This window comes from Saccharopolyspora rosea, assembly GCF_025643595.1.
Taxonomy (GTDB): Bacteria; Actinomycetota; Actinomycetes; order Mycobacteriales; family Pseudonocardiaceae; genus Saccharopolyspora; species Saccharopolyspora rosea.
The window spans coordinates 13400-29850 of the sequence record NZ_CP102826.1 but is presented as its reverse complement, the minus strand read 5'-3'; the positions used below and the strand labels follow the sequence as shown (position 1 = coordinate 29850).

At 69.8% G+C, this 16451-nt stretch carries 17 protein-coding genes and 1 tRNA gene; 11 read left to right on the top strand and 7 right to left on the bottom strand.

Translation table 11 applies throughout. The annotated features are described in order from the left end of the window. Positions 1-25: 25 nt before the first annotated feature. Together NV263_RS00145 and NV263_RS00140 are read right to left on the bottom strand one after the other, a co-directional pair. Positions 26-484, bottom strand: coding sequence for an HD domain-containing protein (locus NV263_RS00145; RefSeq protein WP_263250305.1), 459 nt, complete (start codon positions 482-484; stop codon positions 26-28). 394 nt (positions 485-878) lie between these two features. After that, positions 879-961, bottom strand: a tRNA-Leu gene (locus NV263_RS00140). Between the two features lie 252 nt (positions 962-1213). On the opposite strand from NV263_RS00140, the gene NV263_RS00135 reads away from it, so the two are divergent. Genes NV263_RS00135 through pknB form a run of 7 tightly spaced genes read left to right on the top strand, consistent with a single transcriptional unit; the run spans position 1214 to position 10731 of the window. Next, positions 1214-2557 carry an FhaA domain-containing protein gene (locus tag NV263_RS00135; protein WP_263250304.1) on the top strand — a complete coding sequence of 448 codons (1344 nt, stop codon included), beginning with the start codon at positions 1214-1216 and terminating at the stop codon, positions 2555-2557. Between the two features lie 46 nt (positions 2558-2603). Continuing rightward, on the top strand, positions 2604-3074 hold the full coding sequence (locus NV263_RS00130) for an FHA domain-containing protein FhaB/FipA (RefSeq protein ID WP_263250303.1): 471 nt from the start codon (positions 2604-2606) through the stop codon (positions 3072-3074). After that, positions 3071-4519 carry a PP2C family protein-serine/threonine phosphatase gene (locus tag NV263_RS00125; RefSeq protein WP_263250302.1) on the top strand — a complete coding sequence of 483 codons (1449 nt, stop codon included), beginning with the start codon at positions 3071-3073 and terminating at the stop codon, positions 4517-4519. The genes NV263_RS00130 and NV263_RS00125 overlap by 4 nt, the downstream gene beginning before the upstream one ends. Continuing rightward, a complete protein-coding gene (locus NV263_RS00120) occupies positions 4519-5940 on the top strand; it encodes an FtsW/RodA/SpoVE family cell cycle protein (RefSeq protein WP_263250301.1) in 1422 nt (473 codons plus the stop codon). The genes NV263_RS00125 and NV263_RS00120 overlap by 1 nt, the downstream gene beginning before the upstream one ends. Further along, a complete protein-coding gene (locus NV263_RS00115) occupies positions 5937-7388 on the top strand; it encodes a peptidoglycan D,D-transpeptidase FtsI family protein (RefSeq protein ID WP_263250300.1) in 1452 nt (483 codons plus the stop codon). Before NV263_RS00120 ends, NV263_RS00115 begins: the two co-directional genes overlap by 4 nt. 3 nt (positions 7389-7391) lie before the next feature. Beyond that, positions 7392-8708, top strand: coding sequence for a serine/threonine-protein kinase (locus NV263_RS00110; protein WP_263250299.1), 1317 nt, complete (start codon positions 7392-7394; stop codon positions 8706-8708). A 37-nt stretch (positions 8709-8745) separates the two neighbouring features. Then, complete coding sequence (pknB, locus tag NV263_RS00105; RefSeq protein WP_263250298.1) at positions 8746-10731, top strand: Stk1 family PASTA domain-containing Ser/Thr kinase; 1986 nt, start codon at positions 8746-8748, stop codon at positions 10729-10731. 42 nt (positions 10732-10773) lie between these two features. On the opposite strand, the gene NV263_RS00100 is transcribed toward pknB, so the two are convergent. Genes NV263_RS00100 through NV263_RS00090 form a run of 3 tightly spaced genes read right to left on the bottom strand, consistent with a single transcriptional unit; the run spans position 10774 to position 12419 of the window. Continuing rightward, positions 10774-11415, bottom strand: coding sequence for an aminodeoxychorismate/anthranilate synthase component II (locus NV263_RS00100; protein WP_263250297.1), 642 nt, complete (start codon positions 11413-11415; stop codon positions 10774-10776). Positions 11416-11442: 27 nt separating this feature from the next. Next, positions 11443-11598, bottom strand: coding sequence for a hypothetical protein (locus tag NV263_RS00095; RefSeq protein WP_263250296.1), 156 nt, complete (start codon positions 11596-11598; stop codon positions 11443-11445). Beyond that, complete coding sequence (locus NV263_RS00090) at positions 11598-12419, bottom strand: class E sortase (RefSeq protein WP_263250295.1); 822 nt, start codon at positions 12417-12419, stop codon at positions 11598-11600. Before NV263_RS00090 ends, NV263_RS00095 begins: the two co-directional genes overlap by 1 nt. A 171-nt stretch (positions 12420-12590) precedes the next feature. Here NV263_RS00090 and crgA point away from each other — a divergent pair, with 171 nt between their 5' ends. Next, positions 12591-12857: a cell division protein CrgA gene (gene crgA / locus NV263_RS00085; RefSeq protein ID WP_263250294.1), complete on the top strand. Its 267-nt coding sequence runs from the start codon at positions 12591-12593 to the stop codon at positions 12855-12857. Positions 12858-13055: 198 nt separating this feature from the next. Continuing rightward, a complete protein-coding gene (locus NV263_RS00080) occupies positions 13056-13442 on the top strand; it encodes a PH domain-containing protein (RefSeq protein WP_263250293.1) in 387 nt (128 codons plus the stop codon). Here the strand turns inward: NV263_RS00080 and NV263_RS00075 are convergent. Both NV263_RS00075 and NV263_RS00070 read right to left on the bottom strand, forming a co-directional pair. Beyond that, positions 13414-14349, bottom strand: coding sequence for a rhomboid family intramembrane serine protease (locus NV263_RS00075; RefSeq protein ID WP_263250292.1), 936 nt, complete (start codon positions 14347-14349; stop codon positions 13414-13416). The genes NV263_RS00080 and NV263_RS00075 overlap by 29 nt on opposite strands. Positions 14350-14379: 30 nt before the next feature. Further along, positions 14380-14931, bottom strand: a complete 552-nt coding sequence (locus NV263_RS00070; protein ID WP_263250291.1) for a peptidylprolyl isomerase — start codon at positions 14929-14931, stop codon at positions 14380-14382. A 140-nt stretch (positions 14932-15071) separates the two neighbouring features. Here NV263_RS00070 and NV263_RS00065 point away from each other — a divergent pair, with 140 nt between their 5' ends. Together NV263_RS00065 and NV263_RS00060 are read left to right on the top strand one after the other, a co-directional pair. After that, entirely contained in the window at positions 15072-15635 is a 564-nt protein-coding gene (locus NV263_RS00065; protein ID WP_263250290.1) for a hypothetical protein, read from the top strand. A 157-nt stretch (positions 15636-15792) separates the two neighbouring features. After that, complete coding sequence (locus NV263_RS00060; RefSeq protein WP_263250289.1) at positions 15793-16263, top strand: SDR family oxidoreductase; 471 nt, start codon at positions 15793-15795, stop codon at positions 16261-16263. The last annotated feature ends 188 nt before the right edge of the window (positions 16264-16451 follow it).

Genomic DNA, 16451 nt, shown 5'->3' with positions numbered 1-16451 from the left:
CCCGTCCGCACCGACGTGCGTGCGATCAATCCGCCGGAACCCCGAGCAGCGCGCGCATGCGGGCGTACTTGCGCGCCAGCCGCTCCCGGGTCGCCGCGTCCAGCGCGGCCAACCGCGCGGGGTCCGAGTTGTGCGCGAGATCGGCTTCCTTCACCAGCGCCGCTCCCGGGGTGGCGAGGATCCGCGCCGCGTAGTCCTCCGCCGCCTCCCCTGCCCGCTTGGTCACGGCGAGCACGATTTCCTTGGTCCGGTGGGAAAGCGCTGCCCCGCGAAGCCACTCCTCGGACACGGCACCGTCCTCCACGGCATCGTGCAACCAGGCGGCGGCGACCTGCTCGGACGAACCGCCCCGGGCCTGGACCCCGTCGGCCACCGCGGCGAGGTGCTCGGCGTAGGGCCGCCCGGCCTTGTCCACCTGGTCGGCGTGCGCGCGCCGCGCGATCCGCTCCACATCGCCGAGCGACATCAGCCCGTCTTCGCCCATGACGGCAAGGTAACCCGGTGCTCTTGCGGTTCCGCGGGGGTTTCGCGAGCCGGTGCCCGCCAGCCGGGCTCGACCGGCACCGGTTCATCCGCGTTCCCGGCGCCGCGGAGCCGATTTCCCGAGCACCGCACGTCGACTGAAGTCCACAGTGGAGAAATTGGGAACCGGGCCGATCGGGATCGGTGTGACCTTCCCCATCCGCCGCGAACGTCGGCGCGCTCATGTCGGAGAACTCACTTCCGACGGCCACCGGGAAACACCATGTCGAACCTCACGCGAACAAGCCGGACCACCGCGGTCCGGCTTTTTTCGCCCTCGGCGGAACGCGCTCGACCACACGCCATCCCGGAAAACGACGAAGGGCCCCATCGGATCGATGGGACCCTTCGCTGAGTGGGCGAGGAGGGAGTTGAACCCTCACGTCCTTTCGGACACACGGACCTGAACCGTGCGCGTCTGCCATTCCGCCACTCGCCCGTGGCTTGCGACCAAGCTTACCGCACCCGTTTCCGGTCCTGGAACCAGGGTCCCCTCCGAGCTTTCGACCTGGTCGGAAGCTCGGGAACCGAAGGGATCCGATCCGCTCGCCGCGTTGGCGAAAGCAGATTAGCACGGCGCCCTCCAGGCCCTTCGCAGGGGGGTTGCTCCGGTTGGGAACTGGGCGGTGTCCAGAGCCGTTGGCCCAGATACGATGGTCGTCAGGAGTCGTACGCGTGGAGGGGATTTGCCGTGGGCCTCGTGCAGCGCTTCGAGCGCCGACTCGAAGGCATCGTCGGCAACGGCTTTGCGCGTGTTTTCGGTGGAAAAGTCGTGCCCCAGGAGGTCGCGCAGGCGCTGCAGCGGGAAGCCGAACTGCAGGTCCGCGAACTCGCCGGAGGGCGACTGCTCGCGTGCAACCACTACGTCGTGCAGCTCAGCCCGCCGGACCACGACCGACTCACCGGCGACGAGGACCGGGTGACCGACCTCCTCGCCGACTGCGTTCAGGAGCATCTCACCGAGCATGGGTGGGACACATATGGTGACGTCGTAGTCTCCCTGGAGCGCTCTGAGACGCTGCACACGGGACAGTTTCGAATCAGTTCGACCGTCGACCCCGACGTGACACGACGGCCGACACAACCGCGTACCGCAGGAGACCGACCCATGAGCCAGCCACCAGGCCACTACCCCCAGGGAGATCCGTACAACCAGCAGGGGCAGTACGGCTACGACCAGGGCTACGGCCAGCCCCAGTACGGGCAGGACCCCAACTACGGCTACGGCCAGCCGCAGCCGGGTTACGACCAGGGCTACGGCCAGCAGCCCCAGCAGCCCGGTTACGACCAGGGTTACGGCCAGCCGCCGCAGCCGGGTTACGACCAGGGGTACGGCCAGCCGGGGTACGGCCAGCCGCCGCAGCCGGGCTACGACCAGGGCTATGGGCAGCCCGGCTACGGCCAGCCCCAGCCCGGGTTCGACCAGGGCTACGGCCAGCCCCAGCCCGGTTACGACCAGGGCTACGGCCAGCCCCAGCCCGGTTACGACCAGGGTTACGGCCAGCCGCCGCAGCCGGGCTACGACCAGGGCTATGGGCAGCCCGGCTACGGCCAGCCCCAGCCCGGGTTCGACCAGGGCTACGGCCAGCCCCAGCCCGGTTACGACCAGGGCTACGGCCAGCCGCAGCCCGGTGGCGCCTACCCGGGGTCCGGCGGCTTCCCGGAGCAGGGCTACGGCCAGCCCGGTGGTCCCTTCCCGCAGTCCGGCGGTTACCCGGCGGCGCCGGGCGGACCTCGCCCGCAGCTGGCCGCGACGCTGCACCTGGACGACGGCTCCAACCGCTCCTACACGCTGCAGCACGGCTCGAACATCATCGGGCGCGGCCAGGAGGGCCAGTTCCGCCTGCCGGACACCGGGGTCTCGCGCAAGCACATCGAGATCACCTGGGACGGCCAGAGCGCGATGTTGGCGGACCTCGGTTCCACGAATGGCACCACGGTGAACGGCACTCCGGTGCAGACTTGGCAGTTGGCAGACGGCGACGTGATCAGGGTCGGCCACTCGTCCCTGATCTTCCGCGCGCAGCAGGCCTGAGGCCGCGGAAAACGCGTCCAGACACGAGTAGGAGCGTTCACAACAGGTGCCAGAGCTGGTGATTCAGCTGACCAGAGCAGGGTTCCTCGCCCTGCTCTGGTTGTTCGTGCTGGCTGCCCTCCGGGTGGTTCGTTCCGACCTCTCCTCGGCGTCCGGGATGCGCGTCCCGGTGCCCGGTGCGAGTCGGCTGCCGGGCAAGAAGAAGCAGGCCCGGGGCAAGAGCAAGTCTCCCCGCCAGATGGTGGTGACGCACGGCGCTCTGGCCGGCACGCGCATCTCCTTGGACGGTCGGCCGATCCTGATCGGCCGGGCCGACGACTCCACACTGGTCCTCGACGACGACTACGCGTCGACCCGGCACGCGCGGCTGTCGCTGCGGGGTTCGGACTGGTACGTGGAGGACCTAGGCTCCACTAACGGCACATATCTCGATCGGGCGAAGGTCACGGGGCCGACCAAGGTCCCGCTCGGCGTTCCGATCAGAATCGGCAAGACGGTGATCGAGCTGCGCTCATGACCCTCGTCCTTCACTACGCAGCCCGCAGCGACCGCGGCCTGGTTCGGTCCAACAACCAGGACTCGGTCTATGCCGGCCCACGACTACTCGCCCTCGCGGACGGCATGGGCGGCCATGCCGCCGGTGAGGTCGCCAGCAAGGTCGTCATAGCGGCGTTGGCTCCGCTGGACGACGACGAGCCCGGCGACGACCTGCTCGGCCAGCTCCACGAAGCGGTGCTGAACGGCAACAACGCCATCGCCGAGCTCGTCGCCGCCGATCCCGACCTGGAAGGGATGGGCACCACGCTGACCGCGGTGCTGTTCGCGGGCAGCAAGCTCGGCTTGGTGCACATCGGCGACTCCCGCGCCTACCTGGTCCGGGACGGCGAGCTGACCCAGATAACCCACGACGACACCTTCGTGCAGTCGCTGATCGACGAAGGCCGGATCACCGAGGAGGAGGCGGCCAACCACCCGCAGCGCTCGCTGCTGCTGCACGCGTTGACCGGCCACGAGGTGGAACCGAGCCTGGCGATCCGCGAGGCCCGCGCGGGGGACCGCTACCTGCTGTGCTCCGACGGCCTGACCGGTCCGGTCAGCGTGGAGACGATCGCGGAGGCGTTGCGCATCCCGGACCCGCAGCAATGCGCGGACCGGATGATCGAGCTGGCGCTCAAGGGCGGCGGCCCGGACAACGTGACCGTGATCATCGCCGATGTCGTCGACGTCGAGTTCGGCGAGGACGCCCCCATCGTCGGGGGTGCGGCGGGAAATGGAGATGAGCACCCGCAGCCCGACTCGTCTGCGGCGCGCGCGTCCGCGGTGACCAGGCCGCGGCAGCAGCCGCAGCGGGTCGAACCCACCTCACCACCCGTGGACGAGCGGCCGCGCAAGCGGCGGTGGCTGCGTTCGCTGCTGGTGACGTGCGGTGTGCTCGTCGTGTTGGCAGGAGTCGCGCTGGCTGGGCGCTGGTGGGTCCTCAGCCAGTACTTCATCGGCGTCAACAAGGCCGATGAAGTGGTGATCTTCCAGGGGGTGCAGGGCAGCGTCCTGGGCATGTCGTTGAACTGGCAGGTGGAGAACTCCTGCCCGGCCAACTCCGCCGCGGACTGCCGACCGATCAAGATCAACGATCTGCAGGAAGCGCAGCGGCCCGACGTCCGCAACGGCATCACCGAGGTCAACGGGCTGGACTCGGCCCGCGAGGCGATGCGACGGCTGCGGATGACCGCGCTGCTGCCGGCGTGCGAACCGCCGAAGCCGAACACCCCGCCCCCCGGCCAGCCCCCGGCGCAGCAGCACCCGCCGGCCGGGCAGCCGAGTCAGGCGCCTCCGCCGCCGGGTCAGAGCACCCAGCCCGCACCACCGCAGCAGGCGTCGACCGAGCCGTCCTCGCCGGACGGCGCCACCCCGCTGGGCACCGAGGAGCAGAAGCCGGGCGTGACCTGCCGGATGGTGAGCTGATGTCACGACCCGCCGCCGCGCCCGAATCGGCCAGCGGCAGTTCCACGTCGACCCCGCGCGCCACCAACCGGCGGGGCACGGAGCTGTTCATGCTGATCTTCTCCGCCGTGATCGTGACCTTCGCGATCATGCTGGTGGAGATCAGCCAGGAGCAGACCGTCACCCGGGAACTGCTGTACTACGGCCTGGCGTTCCTCGCGCTCTACGGCGTCGCGCACTTCGCCGTGCGCCGCTGGGCCCCGTACGCCGACCCCTTGATCCTCCCGCTGGTCTCGCTGATCAACGGGGTGGGGCTGGTGATGCTGCACCGGCTGGACCTGGCGCACGTGGTCGGTTCGCCGTTCACCGGCAAGCAGATCATCTTCTCCACGGCCGGTGTCGTGCTGTTCGTGCTGGTCCTGGCGTTCGTCAAGGACCACCGGACGCTGGCGCGCTACAGCTACACGTGCGGCTTCGTCGGCCTGGCGCTGCTGGCGCTGCCCGGTCTGCTGCCGAGCAGCATCTCGGAGGTCAACGGCGCGAAGCTGTGGATCTCGGTCGGCGGGCTGTCCATCCAGCCCAGCGAGTTCGCCAAGATCCTGCTGATGATCTTCTTCGCGTCGTTCCTGGTGTCCAAGCGCGAGCTGTTCACCACCGCGGGACGGCGCTTCCTGGGCGTCGACTGGCCCCGGGCCAGGGACCTGATGCCGGTGATCGTGGCCTGGTGCCTGTCCATCGGCGTCGTCGTGCTGGAGAAGGACCTCGGCACCTCGCTGCTGTTCTTCGGCATCGTGCTGGTGATGATCTACATCGCCACCGAGCGCGCGGTGTGGGTCTTCCTGGGCCTGTCGATGTTCGCCCTCGGCTGCGTCGTCGCGTTCAACCTGTTCTCGCACGTCCAGGTGCGCGTCAACACCTGGCTGGACCCGATGGGCGACGGCGACTCCGGGTACCAGCTGCGCACCGGTCTGTTCGGGCTGGGCAACGGCGGCATCGGCGGGTCCGGCCTGGGCGGCGGCATGCCGCAGATGACGCCGTGGGCGGCCAGCGACTTCATCATCTCCGCGATCGGCGAGGAACTCGGGCTGATCGGGCTGATGGCGCTGTTCATGGTGTACCTGATGCTGATGATGCGCGGTCTGCGCAGCGCGCTGGCGGTCCGCGACTCGTTCGGCAAGCTGTTCGCCGGTGGTCTGTCGTTCACGATCGCGCTGCAGCTGTTCGTGGTCGCGGGCGGTGTCACCGGCCTGATCCCGATGACGGGTCTGACCGCTCCGTTCCTGGCCTACGGTGGTTCGTCGTTGTTGGCGAACTACATCCTGGTCGCGCTGCTGCTGCGGATCTCCGATGCCGCGCGCCGCCCGCAGGCACCGGCGAAGCCGAAGCCGAAGCAGGCGCCGATCGCGGAAGCACATACCGAGCTGGTGGAGCGTCCCCGATGAACAAGCCGCTGCGCCGCGTGGCGCTGGCCATGATGGCGATGGTCGTGTTGCTGATGGGCAACGCGACGTACGTCCAGGTGATCAAGGCCGACGAGCTCAAGGAGGACGCCCGCAACAAGCGGACGTTGTACGAGGAGTACTCCCGGGAGCGCGGCCAGATCATCGCCGGTGGCCAGTCGCTGGCGAATTCGGTGGCCACCGGGGACAACCTGAAGTACCTGCGGACCTACCCGAACGGCCCGGTGTACTCGCCGGTCACCGGGTTCTACTCGTTCGTCTACGGCTCCAACGGCGTGGAGCGCGCCGAGGACAAGATCCTCAACGGCACCGACGACAGCCTGGCGTTCGGCCGGCTGTCCGACATGATCACCGGCAAGCAGCCGCGCGGCGGCAACGTCGAGCTGACCATCAACCCGGCGATGCAGCAGGTCGCCTACGACCAGCTGACCAGCAAGGGCTACCAGGGTTCCGTGGTGGCGCTGGACCCGTCGACGGGTGCGATCCTGGCGATGGTCAACGCGCCGTCGTACGACCCGAACAAGGTCGCCACGCACGTGCGCAACGACGCGGCCAAGGCGTGGCAGCAGATGGAGAAGGCCCCCGGCAGCCCGATGGAGAACCGGTCGGTGGGCACGCTCTACCCGCCGGGCTCGACGTTCAAGCTGATCACCGCCACGGCGGCGTTGGAGAGCGGCTACGACCTCAACAGCAAGGTGCAGGACGCCGCGTCGATCACGCTGCCCGGGACGCACACCCAGCTGCCCAACTACGCGGGCAAGCAGTGCGCCGGCGACACGCTGATCGAGGCGCTCGGGCACTCCTGCAACACGGCGTTCGCCGAGATCGCGGGCAAGGTCGGCCCGGACAAGATGCGGGAGGTCGCCGCGCGCTACGGGTTCGGCAAGGACCTGCAGATCCCGATGAGCGTGGCCAAGTCCGACCTGGGACCGATGTCCGACGCGCCGGCGCTGTACCAGAGCGGCATCGGCCAGCGCGACGTGCGCGTCACCCCGATGCAGAACGCCATGGTCGCCGCGGCCATCGCCAACCACGGCAAGCTGATGAAGCCGCAGCTGGTCAAGGCGACCCGGGCCCCGGACATGTCCGAGCTGGACACCCTCCAGCCGGAGGAGATGAGCCAGGCCACCTCACCGGAGATCGCGGACAAGATCCGGACGATGATGCTGAAGTCCGAGCAGTACACCAAGGGCTCGGGCAAGATCTCCGGCGTCGACATCGCGTCGAAGACCGGCACCGCGCAGCACGGCGACGCCCTGGACCACCCGCACGGCTGGTACGTCGCGTTCGCCCCCGCGGAGAACCCGAAGATCGCGGTCGCGGTCGTCGTGGAGAACGGCGGTGACGAGGGTGCCGAAGCGACCGGTGGTTCGATCGCCGCCCCGATCGGCCGCGAGGTGATCCGGGCAGGTCTCCAGGGGGGTGGCTGAGCCGTGCTGACCTCCGGCCAGTTGCTCGCCGACCGGTACCGGTTGGGACGGCGGATCGCCGTCGGCGGCATGGGCGAGGTGTGGCAGGCGGTGGACGTCCGGCTGGACCGGACGGTGGCGATCAAGGTCCTCAAGGCAGAACTGTGCGGGGACGCCGAGTTCCTGCACCGCTTCCGCACCGAAGCGCGCACCACCGCCTCGCTGAACCACCCGGGCATCGCCGCCGTGCACGACTACGGCGAGACGGCGGCGATCCCGGACGGCCCAGAGGACACCGCGTACCTGGTGATGGAGCTGGTCGAGGGTGAGCCGCTGGCCGCGATCCTGGCCCGCGAGGGCCGGATCAACACCGACCACACGCTGGACATGCTGGAGCAGGCCGGACGCGCGCTGCAGGCCGCGCATGAACGGGGACTGGTGCACCGCGACGTCAAGCCCGGCAACATCCTGATCACCCCGGACGGCAAGGTGAAGCTGACCGACTTCGGCATCGCGAAGGCGGCGGACGCGGCTCCGGTGACCCGGTCCGGGATGGTCATGGGCACCGCCCACTACATCGCGCCGGAGCAGGCCCTGGGCGGGGACGCCACGCCGTCCAGCGACGTGTACTCGCTGGCCGTGGTCGGCTACGAGTGCTTGATGGGGCACCGGCCGTTCCTGTCGGAGAACGCGGTGACGGTCGCGATGATGCACATCCGCGACATCGCGCCGCCGCTGCCACCGGACGTGCCCCCGGGGGTGCGCGCGCTGGTCGAGGCGACGCTGGTGAAGGACCCGCGCCGCCGCTACGCCGACGGCGGCGAGTTCGCCAACGCGGTCGCCGCGGTGCGCGCGGGGCGACCGTTACCGGCTCCCGCGTCGCTGGCGATCCCGCCGCAGCGGCAGCAGCGCGCTGTGATCCCCACCACCGGTGTGCACCAGGTGCCCCAGATGCAGCAGCTGCCGCCGATGGGCAACACCTATCCACCCGGGGTGATCCCGCCGCAGCCACCGGCTCCCCAGCCGCAGCTCCCGCCGCCGCGGACGGCGGCACCGCGGAGCAACCGGAGCATGGTGTGGGTGGTGGTCATCGCCATCGTGGTGGCGCTGGCGCTGGTGGGAGTGCTCACGTACTGGGTCGTGTCGCAACAGTTGGGCGCGGCTGGGGCGGATGTGACGACGAGCAACCTGGATTCGGGTCCTGGATTGGGCCACACTGCGCTACGGCCCGTTCCCGTCGGCGGGCCGGACGTGGCGGTGGGAACAGCGAACACCGAGGTCGGGGCAACCGCGCTCGCCGGTCCGGGTACCGGATCGGCAGGACTTGGCGGGTCGGCATGATGGGACGATCGTTGACAAGGATCGGAACGACGCATCGATGAGCTCACCGCGACTTCTCTCCAACCGCTACGAGATCGGTGACACCCTCGGCTACGGCGGTATGTCGGAGGTGCACCGGGGCCGGGACATCCGGCTGGGGCGGGACGTGGCGGTCAAGGTGCTGCGCGCCGACCTCGCCCGCGACCCCACGTTCCAGCTGCGGTTCCGGCGCGAGGCGCAGAACGCCGCCGCGCTGAACCACCCGGCGATCGTGGCCGTCTACGACACCGGCGAGACCGAGTCGGAGAACGGTCCGCTGCCCTACATCGTCATGGAGTACGTGGACGGGCGGACGCTGCGCGACATCGTCAAGACCGAGGGTCCGCTCGCGCCCCGCCGGGCCATGGAGGTCATGGCGGACGCCTCGGCGGCGCTGGACTTCAGCCACCGGCACGGCATCGTGCACCGCGACGTCAAGCCCGCCAACATCATGATCACCAGCTCCGGCGCGGTGAAGGTGATGGACTTCGGCATCGCCCGCGCGCTGGCGGACGGGCAGGCCGCGGTGACCCAGACGGCCGCCGTGATCGGCACCGCCCAGTACCTCTCGCCGGAACAGGCGCGCGGCGAGTCCGTCGACGCGCGCAGCGACGTCTACGCGGCGGGCTGCGTGCTGTTCGAGCTGCTCACCGGCGAGCCGCCGTTCACCGGGGACTCGCCGGTCGCGGTGGCCTACCAGCACGTCCGGGAGGACCCGCGCAAGCCCTCGGACGTCAACCCGCAGGTGCCGGCGTCACTGGACGCGGTGGTGCTCAAGGCGCTGAGCAAGAACCCGGTCAACCGCTACCAGTCGGCCGCGGAGATGCGCGCCGACCTGGTGCGCGTGCTGTCCGGGCAGCGCCCCAAGGCTCCGATGATCATGTCGGAGGAAGAGCGCACCGCGATGATGGCGCCGAACCCGGCGACCGAGGTGCTCGCCACCGGTCGGCACCGCTCCCCCGAGGAGGCGGACGGCGAGGAACCGCCACCGCCGGTGGAACCGGAGCGCAGGCGCCGCAACCCGTGGGTGGTCGGGCTCGTCACGGTCATCGTCGTGCTGCTGATCGCGCTCGGCGCCTGGCTGGTCAACGCGCTGGTCACCGCCAACACCGGACCGCAGAAGAAACCGGTGCCGAAGTTCGAGGGCCTGGTCAAGCAGGAAGCGATCTCGCAGGCGAACGCGAACGGCTGGAACCCGACGCCGAAGCCCTGCCCGTCGAGCCCCGAGGACGTCGACAAGGTCGTCAAGCAGAACCCGGCTCCGGGGACGCTGATCGTGCCCGGCAACCCGGGCGTCGAGCTGTGCATCGGCTCGGGCCCGGAGCAGGTCCAGGTCCCGGACCTGACCGGGATGACGTTGCAGCAGGCGTGGCAGGCGCTGCACGACAAGGGGCTCGAACTGGGGCTGCCCAAGTACCAGGACACCAGCAACAGCAACCTGGTGGACAAGGTCATGGACTGGGACAACAAGGGCAACGCGGTCACCAAGGGCGCCACGATCAACGTCGTGCTGGGCAAGAAGATCGAGACGGTGACGCTGCAGGACATGACCGGGCGGCCGTTCGAGACGGCCAAGGCGTTCCTGGAGGGCGCCGGGTTCACCGTGCAGCAGCAGAGCCAGGACTCCGACCAGCCGGCCGGTCAGGTGATCGCGATGGACCCGCCCGCGGGGACCAAGGTCCGCCCGAAGTCCACGGTCACGCTCACCGTGTCCAACGGCCAGCAGTTGACCATGCCGTCGTTGCAGGGCATGTCGCCCAGCGACGCCGAGCAGCAGCTCAAGGGCATGGGCTGGAACGGGCAGATCAACGAGGTCAGCCAGCCGACCGGGGACTCCAGCATGGAGGACAAGGTGATCGGCAGTTCACCGGCGGCGGGCCAGAAGTTCGGCCGCAACCAGACGATCACGCTCTACGTCGGCGACTACAGCAGCAGCCCGACCACGAGCACCAGCCCAGGCGGGGGCGGCGGCGGGCTCTTCCCGCCGTTCAGCCACAACAACTAGACCGAAAGAACCCCCGGAGCCGCTCCGGGGGTTCTTTCGTCGTCACCGGTGCGCGGCCGCGGCGACCTCGCGCATGCCCTTCTCCAGCTTCGCGACGAGCGACTCGTCGACCGGGTGCCCGGCGTCGGCCATCCAGTTGGCCAGCATCCGGTGCCCGCCGTCGCTGAGCACCGACTCGGGGTGGAACTGCACTCCCTCGACCGGCAGCTCGCGGTGCCGCATGCCCATCACGATGCCCGAACCGGTCCGCGCGGTGACCTCGAATTCGTCCGGGATGCTGTCCGCGCGGACGATCAGCGAGTGGTAGCGGGTCGCGGTGAACGGGTCGGGCAGCCCGGCGAACACCCCGCCTCCGGTGTGGTGGATGTCGCTGACCTTGCCGTGCAGCAGCTCCGGGGCCCGTTCGACGACCCCGCCCCACACCGCGCCGATCGCCTGGTGGCCGAGGCACACCCCGAACACCGGCTTGCGCTCGGCGGCGCAGTCCTGGATCAGTTCCATCGTCCGCCCGGCCCGGTCGGGCGTGCCCGGACCGGGGCTGAGCAGCACCCCGTCGGCACCGGCCACCTCGTCGTCGGTGACGACGTCGTTGCGGCGCACCACGCAGTCCGCGCCGAGCTGCGCGAGGTACTGCACGAGGTTGTAGACGAAGCTGTCGTAGTTGTCGACGACGAGTACGCGCACGTGGCCCAGCCTACGCGCCGACCCGTTTCACCTGGTCGTGACGTCGTTGAACGGCAGTCTCGCGTCCAGCCACGGGAACACCGCGAACAGCAGCACCGCCACCACCACCGCGACGAGCGCCACCGCCTGGGCCACCTTGGCGGCGGTCGGGCCGGGCAGGTGCCGCCAGATCCACGCGTACATCAGCGTTCCTCCAGCTCGGCCGGACGCAGCTCGGGATGCCCCGGCGCCTTCGGGTACCGCTTCACCAGCACGCCGTGGACGATCATGCGCTGCGCGGCGGAGAACTCCGGGTGGCAGGTGGTCAGCGTGATGAGCCGGGTCCACTCGTCCGGCGGCAGCGCGTCCGGCGGTCGGCCGGGCACCGGGTTGATCACCTCGCGCTGGTCGGGGCGGACGATCTCGCGGCCGACGACTCCGGCGTACGGTCCGCTGATCGGCGCGACGCCGCGGCACCGCGGGTCGCCCCCGTGCCCGTCCCACCCGTCGACCTCGTCGGACATCGGCAGCACCCGGTAGATGAACCACTGCGTGGCGGTCTCCACGACGAGCGCGTCGCACGAGCGCAGCCGGTCGAGGTGGTTGAACGGCGCTCCCCTGCCGATCCGGTGCCCGGCGACGGCGAAGTCGCCCTGCTCGCCGGGCGCGGCGGTGCCGGTGTAGTGCCCGGGCCCGGCGGCCAACGTCTCCCGGTCGGTTCCCTCCAGCACGGTGAACCGGTAGTCGGGGCCGAAGGACGGGACGTGCAGCACGGCCAGGCCCTCCCCCACCGCGGGCGGCTCGGTGGCGGCGGGCCGCTGCCACCTGGCGCGCAGCTGGTCGGTGGCGGCGGCCTGCTGGCGCGCCGTCGACCAGTCCGTGACGTACACCGCGTAGAACACGAAGAGCAGCAGGACGAGACCGAGGGTGATCAGCAGTTCCCCGAGCACGTGCAGCGCGGAGCGGACGCGGGCCGGTCGTGGATCCGGCGGAGGTGCCACGACGTCATCGGGCGTTCCGGTCACTCGCCACCTCCGTCGATCAGGCAGGGGTGCTCGATCGACTCTGTGATTACGTTAACGTGGTACCTGGAAAACGAGCCGTGGCCGCCGAGGTTCCGCGCGGCTTAGCCGAGCGGCCGCGGTGACCGCCCGAGCACGCAGCGCCGCCGCGCTGCTCCACCTGGCGAGGACACCATGCCGAAGTCCAAGGTCCGCAAGAAGGACTCCCACACCCCGGTGGCCGATCGCCGCACGCCGGTGAAGGCGAAGGCGGTCGGGCCGTCGCACCCGATCTACGTCGCGGTGTTCCTGACCCTGATGGTCCTCGGGTTGCTGTGGCTGGTCGTCTACTACCTGGCCGGGGACAAGATCCCGTTCATGGCCGACCTGAGCGGCTGGAACTTCGCGATCGGGTTCGCGTTGATGATCGTCGGCCTGCTGATGACGATGCGGTGGCGGTGACCCGCGACACTTCGTGTTCGAGGCCCGGGGGGATCAACCCCTCCGGGCCTCACGCTTTCGACTGGCACATAGACGTTCGGTTATCGAACAACACCGGTGTAAGTCATCCCCACTGGGGACAACTCCTGTGGATAACTCATGGGTAACGGTGCGGATGGGCAGCCGTCGGGCCCAGCCGAATGGGCTACCCCGATCGGCTTGGTCGTCTTCGGCTGGCTCCTCGCCGCGGCGTCGGTCGCGTGGTGGGTGGCCGCGACCGGTCCGACCGATCATCTATTCATCGGCGTGTTCGCCGTCGCGGTGATCGCCGCCTCGACCTTCGCGAGCGCCTGCCGCCCCCGGCTGCGCGCCGACGACGAGGGGATCACGGTCCGCGGTCTGCGCGGTTCGCGCCACTGGCCGTGGCGCGCCGTGGCGGTCCGGGTCCAGCACAGCAGGAGGTTCGGGCGCGAGGTCGCGATGCTGGAACTCGACGCGGACGTCGCCGGGTTCGTCGTGCTCGGCAGGTTCGACCTCGGCGCCGATCCGCACGACGTCGCCGCCGTCCTCGACGCGCTCAGGCGTGAACCGCCCGCCCGCAACTGACGTCCACGCCGGAGCCGTGGCACACCAGGTCGCCGAACTGCGCGTCGCGCAGCACGACCGCGAGCACCAGCACGAGGAACAGGGCGGTCAGCACGCCGGCCTGCACGAGCGCCTGCCGGTTCCGCGGCGCGTACACCAGCGCCCCGGTCGCCAGCGACCCGGCCACCAGGCCGCCCAGGTGCCCGAGCAGCGAGATGCCCGGGATGCTGACGCTGAGCACCAGGTTCAGCGCGATGACGACGAGGATCGGGCGCAGGTTGACGCGCAACCGGAACGCCGCGATCGCGATGCCGCCCATCAGCCCGTACACCGCTCCGGACGCACCCGCGACCGGCTGCACCTCGTTGCCGAACAGGAACACCGCGGTGCTACCGCCGAACAGCGACAGCAGGTACACGGCGGTGAACCGGATCCGGCCCAGCACCAGTTCCAGGTCCCGGCCGATCACCCACAGCGCGATCATGTTCATCGCGAGGTGGATCATGCCGATGTGCAGGAAACCTGCGGTGAGCAGCCGCCACCACTGGCCTCCGGCGACAAAGATGGGCCACAGCGCGAAGTCGGTGAAGAACCAGGACTGGAAGTTCTGGTTCGCACTCCCGGCCTGGACCGCGGTCAGCACGAACACGACCACGTTGGCCGCGATGACCAGCGGGACCACGATCGGCTTGCTGCCCAGCCGGGCACCCGCCACGGTCACCGGCTGCCGCGGTGCGGCCTGGCGACCCTGGGCCACGCAGTCCACGCACTGGTACCCGACGGAAGCCTCGCGCAGGCACTCCGGGCAGGCCGGACGTTCGCACCGGGTGCAGCGCAGCCCGGTCGGGCGGTCCGGGTGCCGCACGCAGGTCGGTTGCTGCGGCGGCGCCCCGTCCGCCCCGGGCTGGGATCCGGGCGGAACAGTCACGTCAGGCCCCGCTCTCCCCGCTGGGTGCGGTCATTCTCCGCGCTTGATGGTGACCTTCTCGATCACGATGTCGTTCACCGGCCGGTCCTGCGGGCCGGTCGCGGTCCGGGCGATGGAGTCGACCACGTCGCGGGACTTCTGGTCGGCGACCTCACCGAAGATCGTGTGCTTGTAGTTCAGCCACGTCGTCGCGGCGACGGTGATGAAGAACTGCGAGCCGTTGGTGTTCGCCCCGGCGTTGGCCATCGCGAGCAGGTACGGCTTGGTGAACTGCAGTTCCGGGTGGAATTCGTCCGCGAACTGGTACCCGGGCCCACCGCGACCGGTGCCGGTCGGGTCACCGGTCTGGATCATGAATCCGTCGATGACCCGGTGGAAGATCACGCCGTCGTAGAACGGCCCGGAGCGCTCCCCGCGCGCGTTCGGGGCGCTGTACTCCTTCGTTCCTTCCGCCAGCCCCACGAAGTTGGCCACGGTCTTGGGTGCCTTGTCGGGGAACAGGTTGATCTGGATGTCGCCCTGCGAAGTGTGCAGGGTCGCAGTCACCGTCGTCCCAACGAGCGATCCGTTGTCTTCAGCCACCCGACCATCCTGCCATCGAGGAGGCCGAACCCCGTTTCTGGGTGCAGTATGGGGGTTGATCGCCGCCTGTCGAGCGGTGCCGAGCCCGTCGTGCGGGTACCCGAGTCGACCGGCAGGAAGCCGGGTCAAGGAGGCACAGGATGGACGAGGTGAAAGCGATGGCCCGAGCCGGGGAAAGCATGGGCAGGGCAGTCGGGACCGGCATCAAGTCGGCTCGCTTCGGCGCGAAGCGCGCCGGTGCCGTGGGCGTGTCCCTGTCCAAGCAGGCCGCAGCGCGTGCCGAGCAGGAACTCGCCAACCGCGGCATCTCCACCGACGAACTGCAGGAACGGCTCGCTCAGAAGGCCACCGGCATGTCGCGCAAGGAACTGGCCAAGTGCGGTCGCAAGGCGCGCAAGGAAATGCGCAAGCGCACCGCCAAGTCCCGCAAGCAGCTGGCGAAGAACACCGAGCTGGCGCGCCGCGAACTGGCCGCCCGGATCGATCCGGAGCCGGTGAAGGGGCGCCGCAAGTGGCCGTGGGTGCTGCTGGTGCTGGCCGGCCTCGGCGCGGCCGCGGTGGTGGCGTTGTCCCGCCGCCCCGAGGAGATGCCGGTCGCCACCGCCGATCACGACTTCGGCAGGCGGGACCAGCCGGGTCGGCACGCGGCCGACCGCAACGCGGACGGTCAGCCGCAGGCGATCCGCCCGGAACACTCCCGCTGATCGGCGATGAAGCGGCCGGGTCCCGGTTGGGGCCCGGCCGCTTCGTCGTCCGCAGCCCACTCGCACGTGGTCGCGTGGCCGCACCGACCCCACCTCCGCTGTGCGGCAGGACACGCGTGATGCCCGCCATCGGTGAAATGCCGGAAATGGTGCACCCGTGACCATCACCAGCCGGCACCTCCGCGCCCACCCAGCGGAAGGAGGGCGGCGGGAGGCCGTCGGCCAACAGACCCCCAGTCAGCTGGCCGACGGCGGGCTTCCGCACCCGGTGCAGACCGCTCCCGGCGCGGGGCCTCATCGACGAGGAATCGTTTTCCCAAGCTACCAACGAAAAATCCCCACCTGCCAAGCAGATGGGGCACGAGAACCACCGGAAGCGGCGAGAAATGCGACCACGTGCGCCAACGGACTGAGCCCGGGACCGACCGTCACCGATGCGCTCAAGCCGCTCGGTGCCGAACGCCAAGCCGCCATCTACGAGGAACTACGGCGGACCGTACCCCGCCACCGCCTAGGAACCGCCACCGAGATGGCGAAGGCCGCTATCTATCTCGCCTCGGACGAGTCCGCCTACACCGTCGGCACCGTGCTGCGCGTGGATGGCGGCATCGGGGAGCTCGCCTACTAACAAGGCGGCAGCAGAGCGTGAAAAAGCTCGGTGTGTCATGATCGCGAGAACGGCTCCCCTGGGCCTGCGCCCCGACCTCCATCAGCGGCGACACGCCCTGGAGCGGAGCGCCCTGCGCGAGCAGGACGTCGTCAATCTCGCAGTGGGCCTAACGCTTCGGAACACGAACACCAGCGGAGAGCTGGTTC

Coding starts and splice junctions, on each gene's coding strand:
- NV263_RS00095 (WP_263250296.1), bottom strand. CDS start 11,598: ATGTACGCGTGGATCTGGCGGCACCTGCCCGGCCCGACCGCCGCCAAG.
- crgA (WP_263250294.1), top strand. CDS start 12,591: ATGCCGAAGTCCAAGGTCCGCAAGAAGGACTCCCACACCCCGGTGGCC.
- NV263_RS00145 (WP_263250305.1), bottom strand. CDS start 484: ATGGGCGAAGACGGGCTGATGTCGCTCGGCGATGTGGAGCGGATCGCG.
- NV263_RS00115 (WP_263250300.1), top strand. CDS start 5,937: ATGAACAAGCCGCTGCGCCGCGTGGCGCTGGCCATGATGGCGATGGTC.
- NV263_RS00120 (WP_263250301.1), top strand. CDS start 4,519: ATGTCACGACCCGCCGCCGCGCCCGAATCGGCCAGCGGCAGTTCCACG.
- NV263_RS00065 (WP_263250290.1), top strand. CDS start 15,072: ATGGACGAGGTGAAAGCGATGGCCCGAGCCGGGGAAAGCATGGGCAGG.
- NV263_RS00125 (WP_263250302.1), top strand. CDS start 3,071: ATGACCCTCGTCCTTCACTACGCAGCCCGCAGCGACCGCGGCCTGGTT.
- pknB (WP_263250298.1), top strand. CDS start 8,746: ATGAGCTCACCGCGACTTCTCTCCAACCGCTACGAGATCGGTGACACC.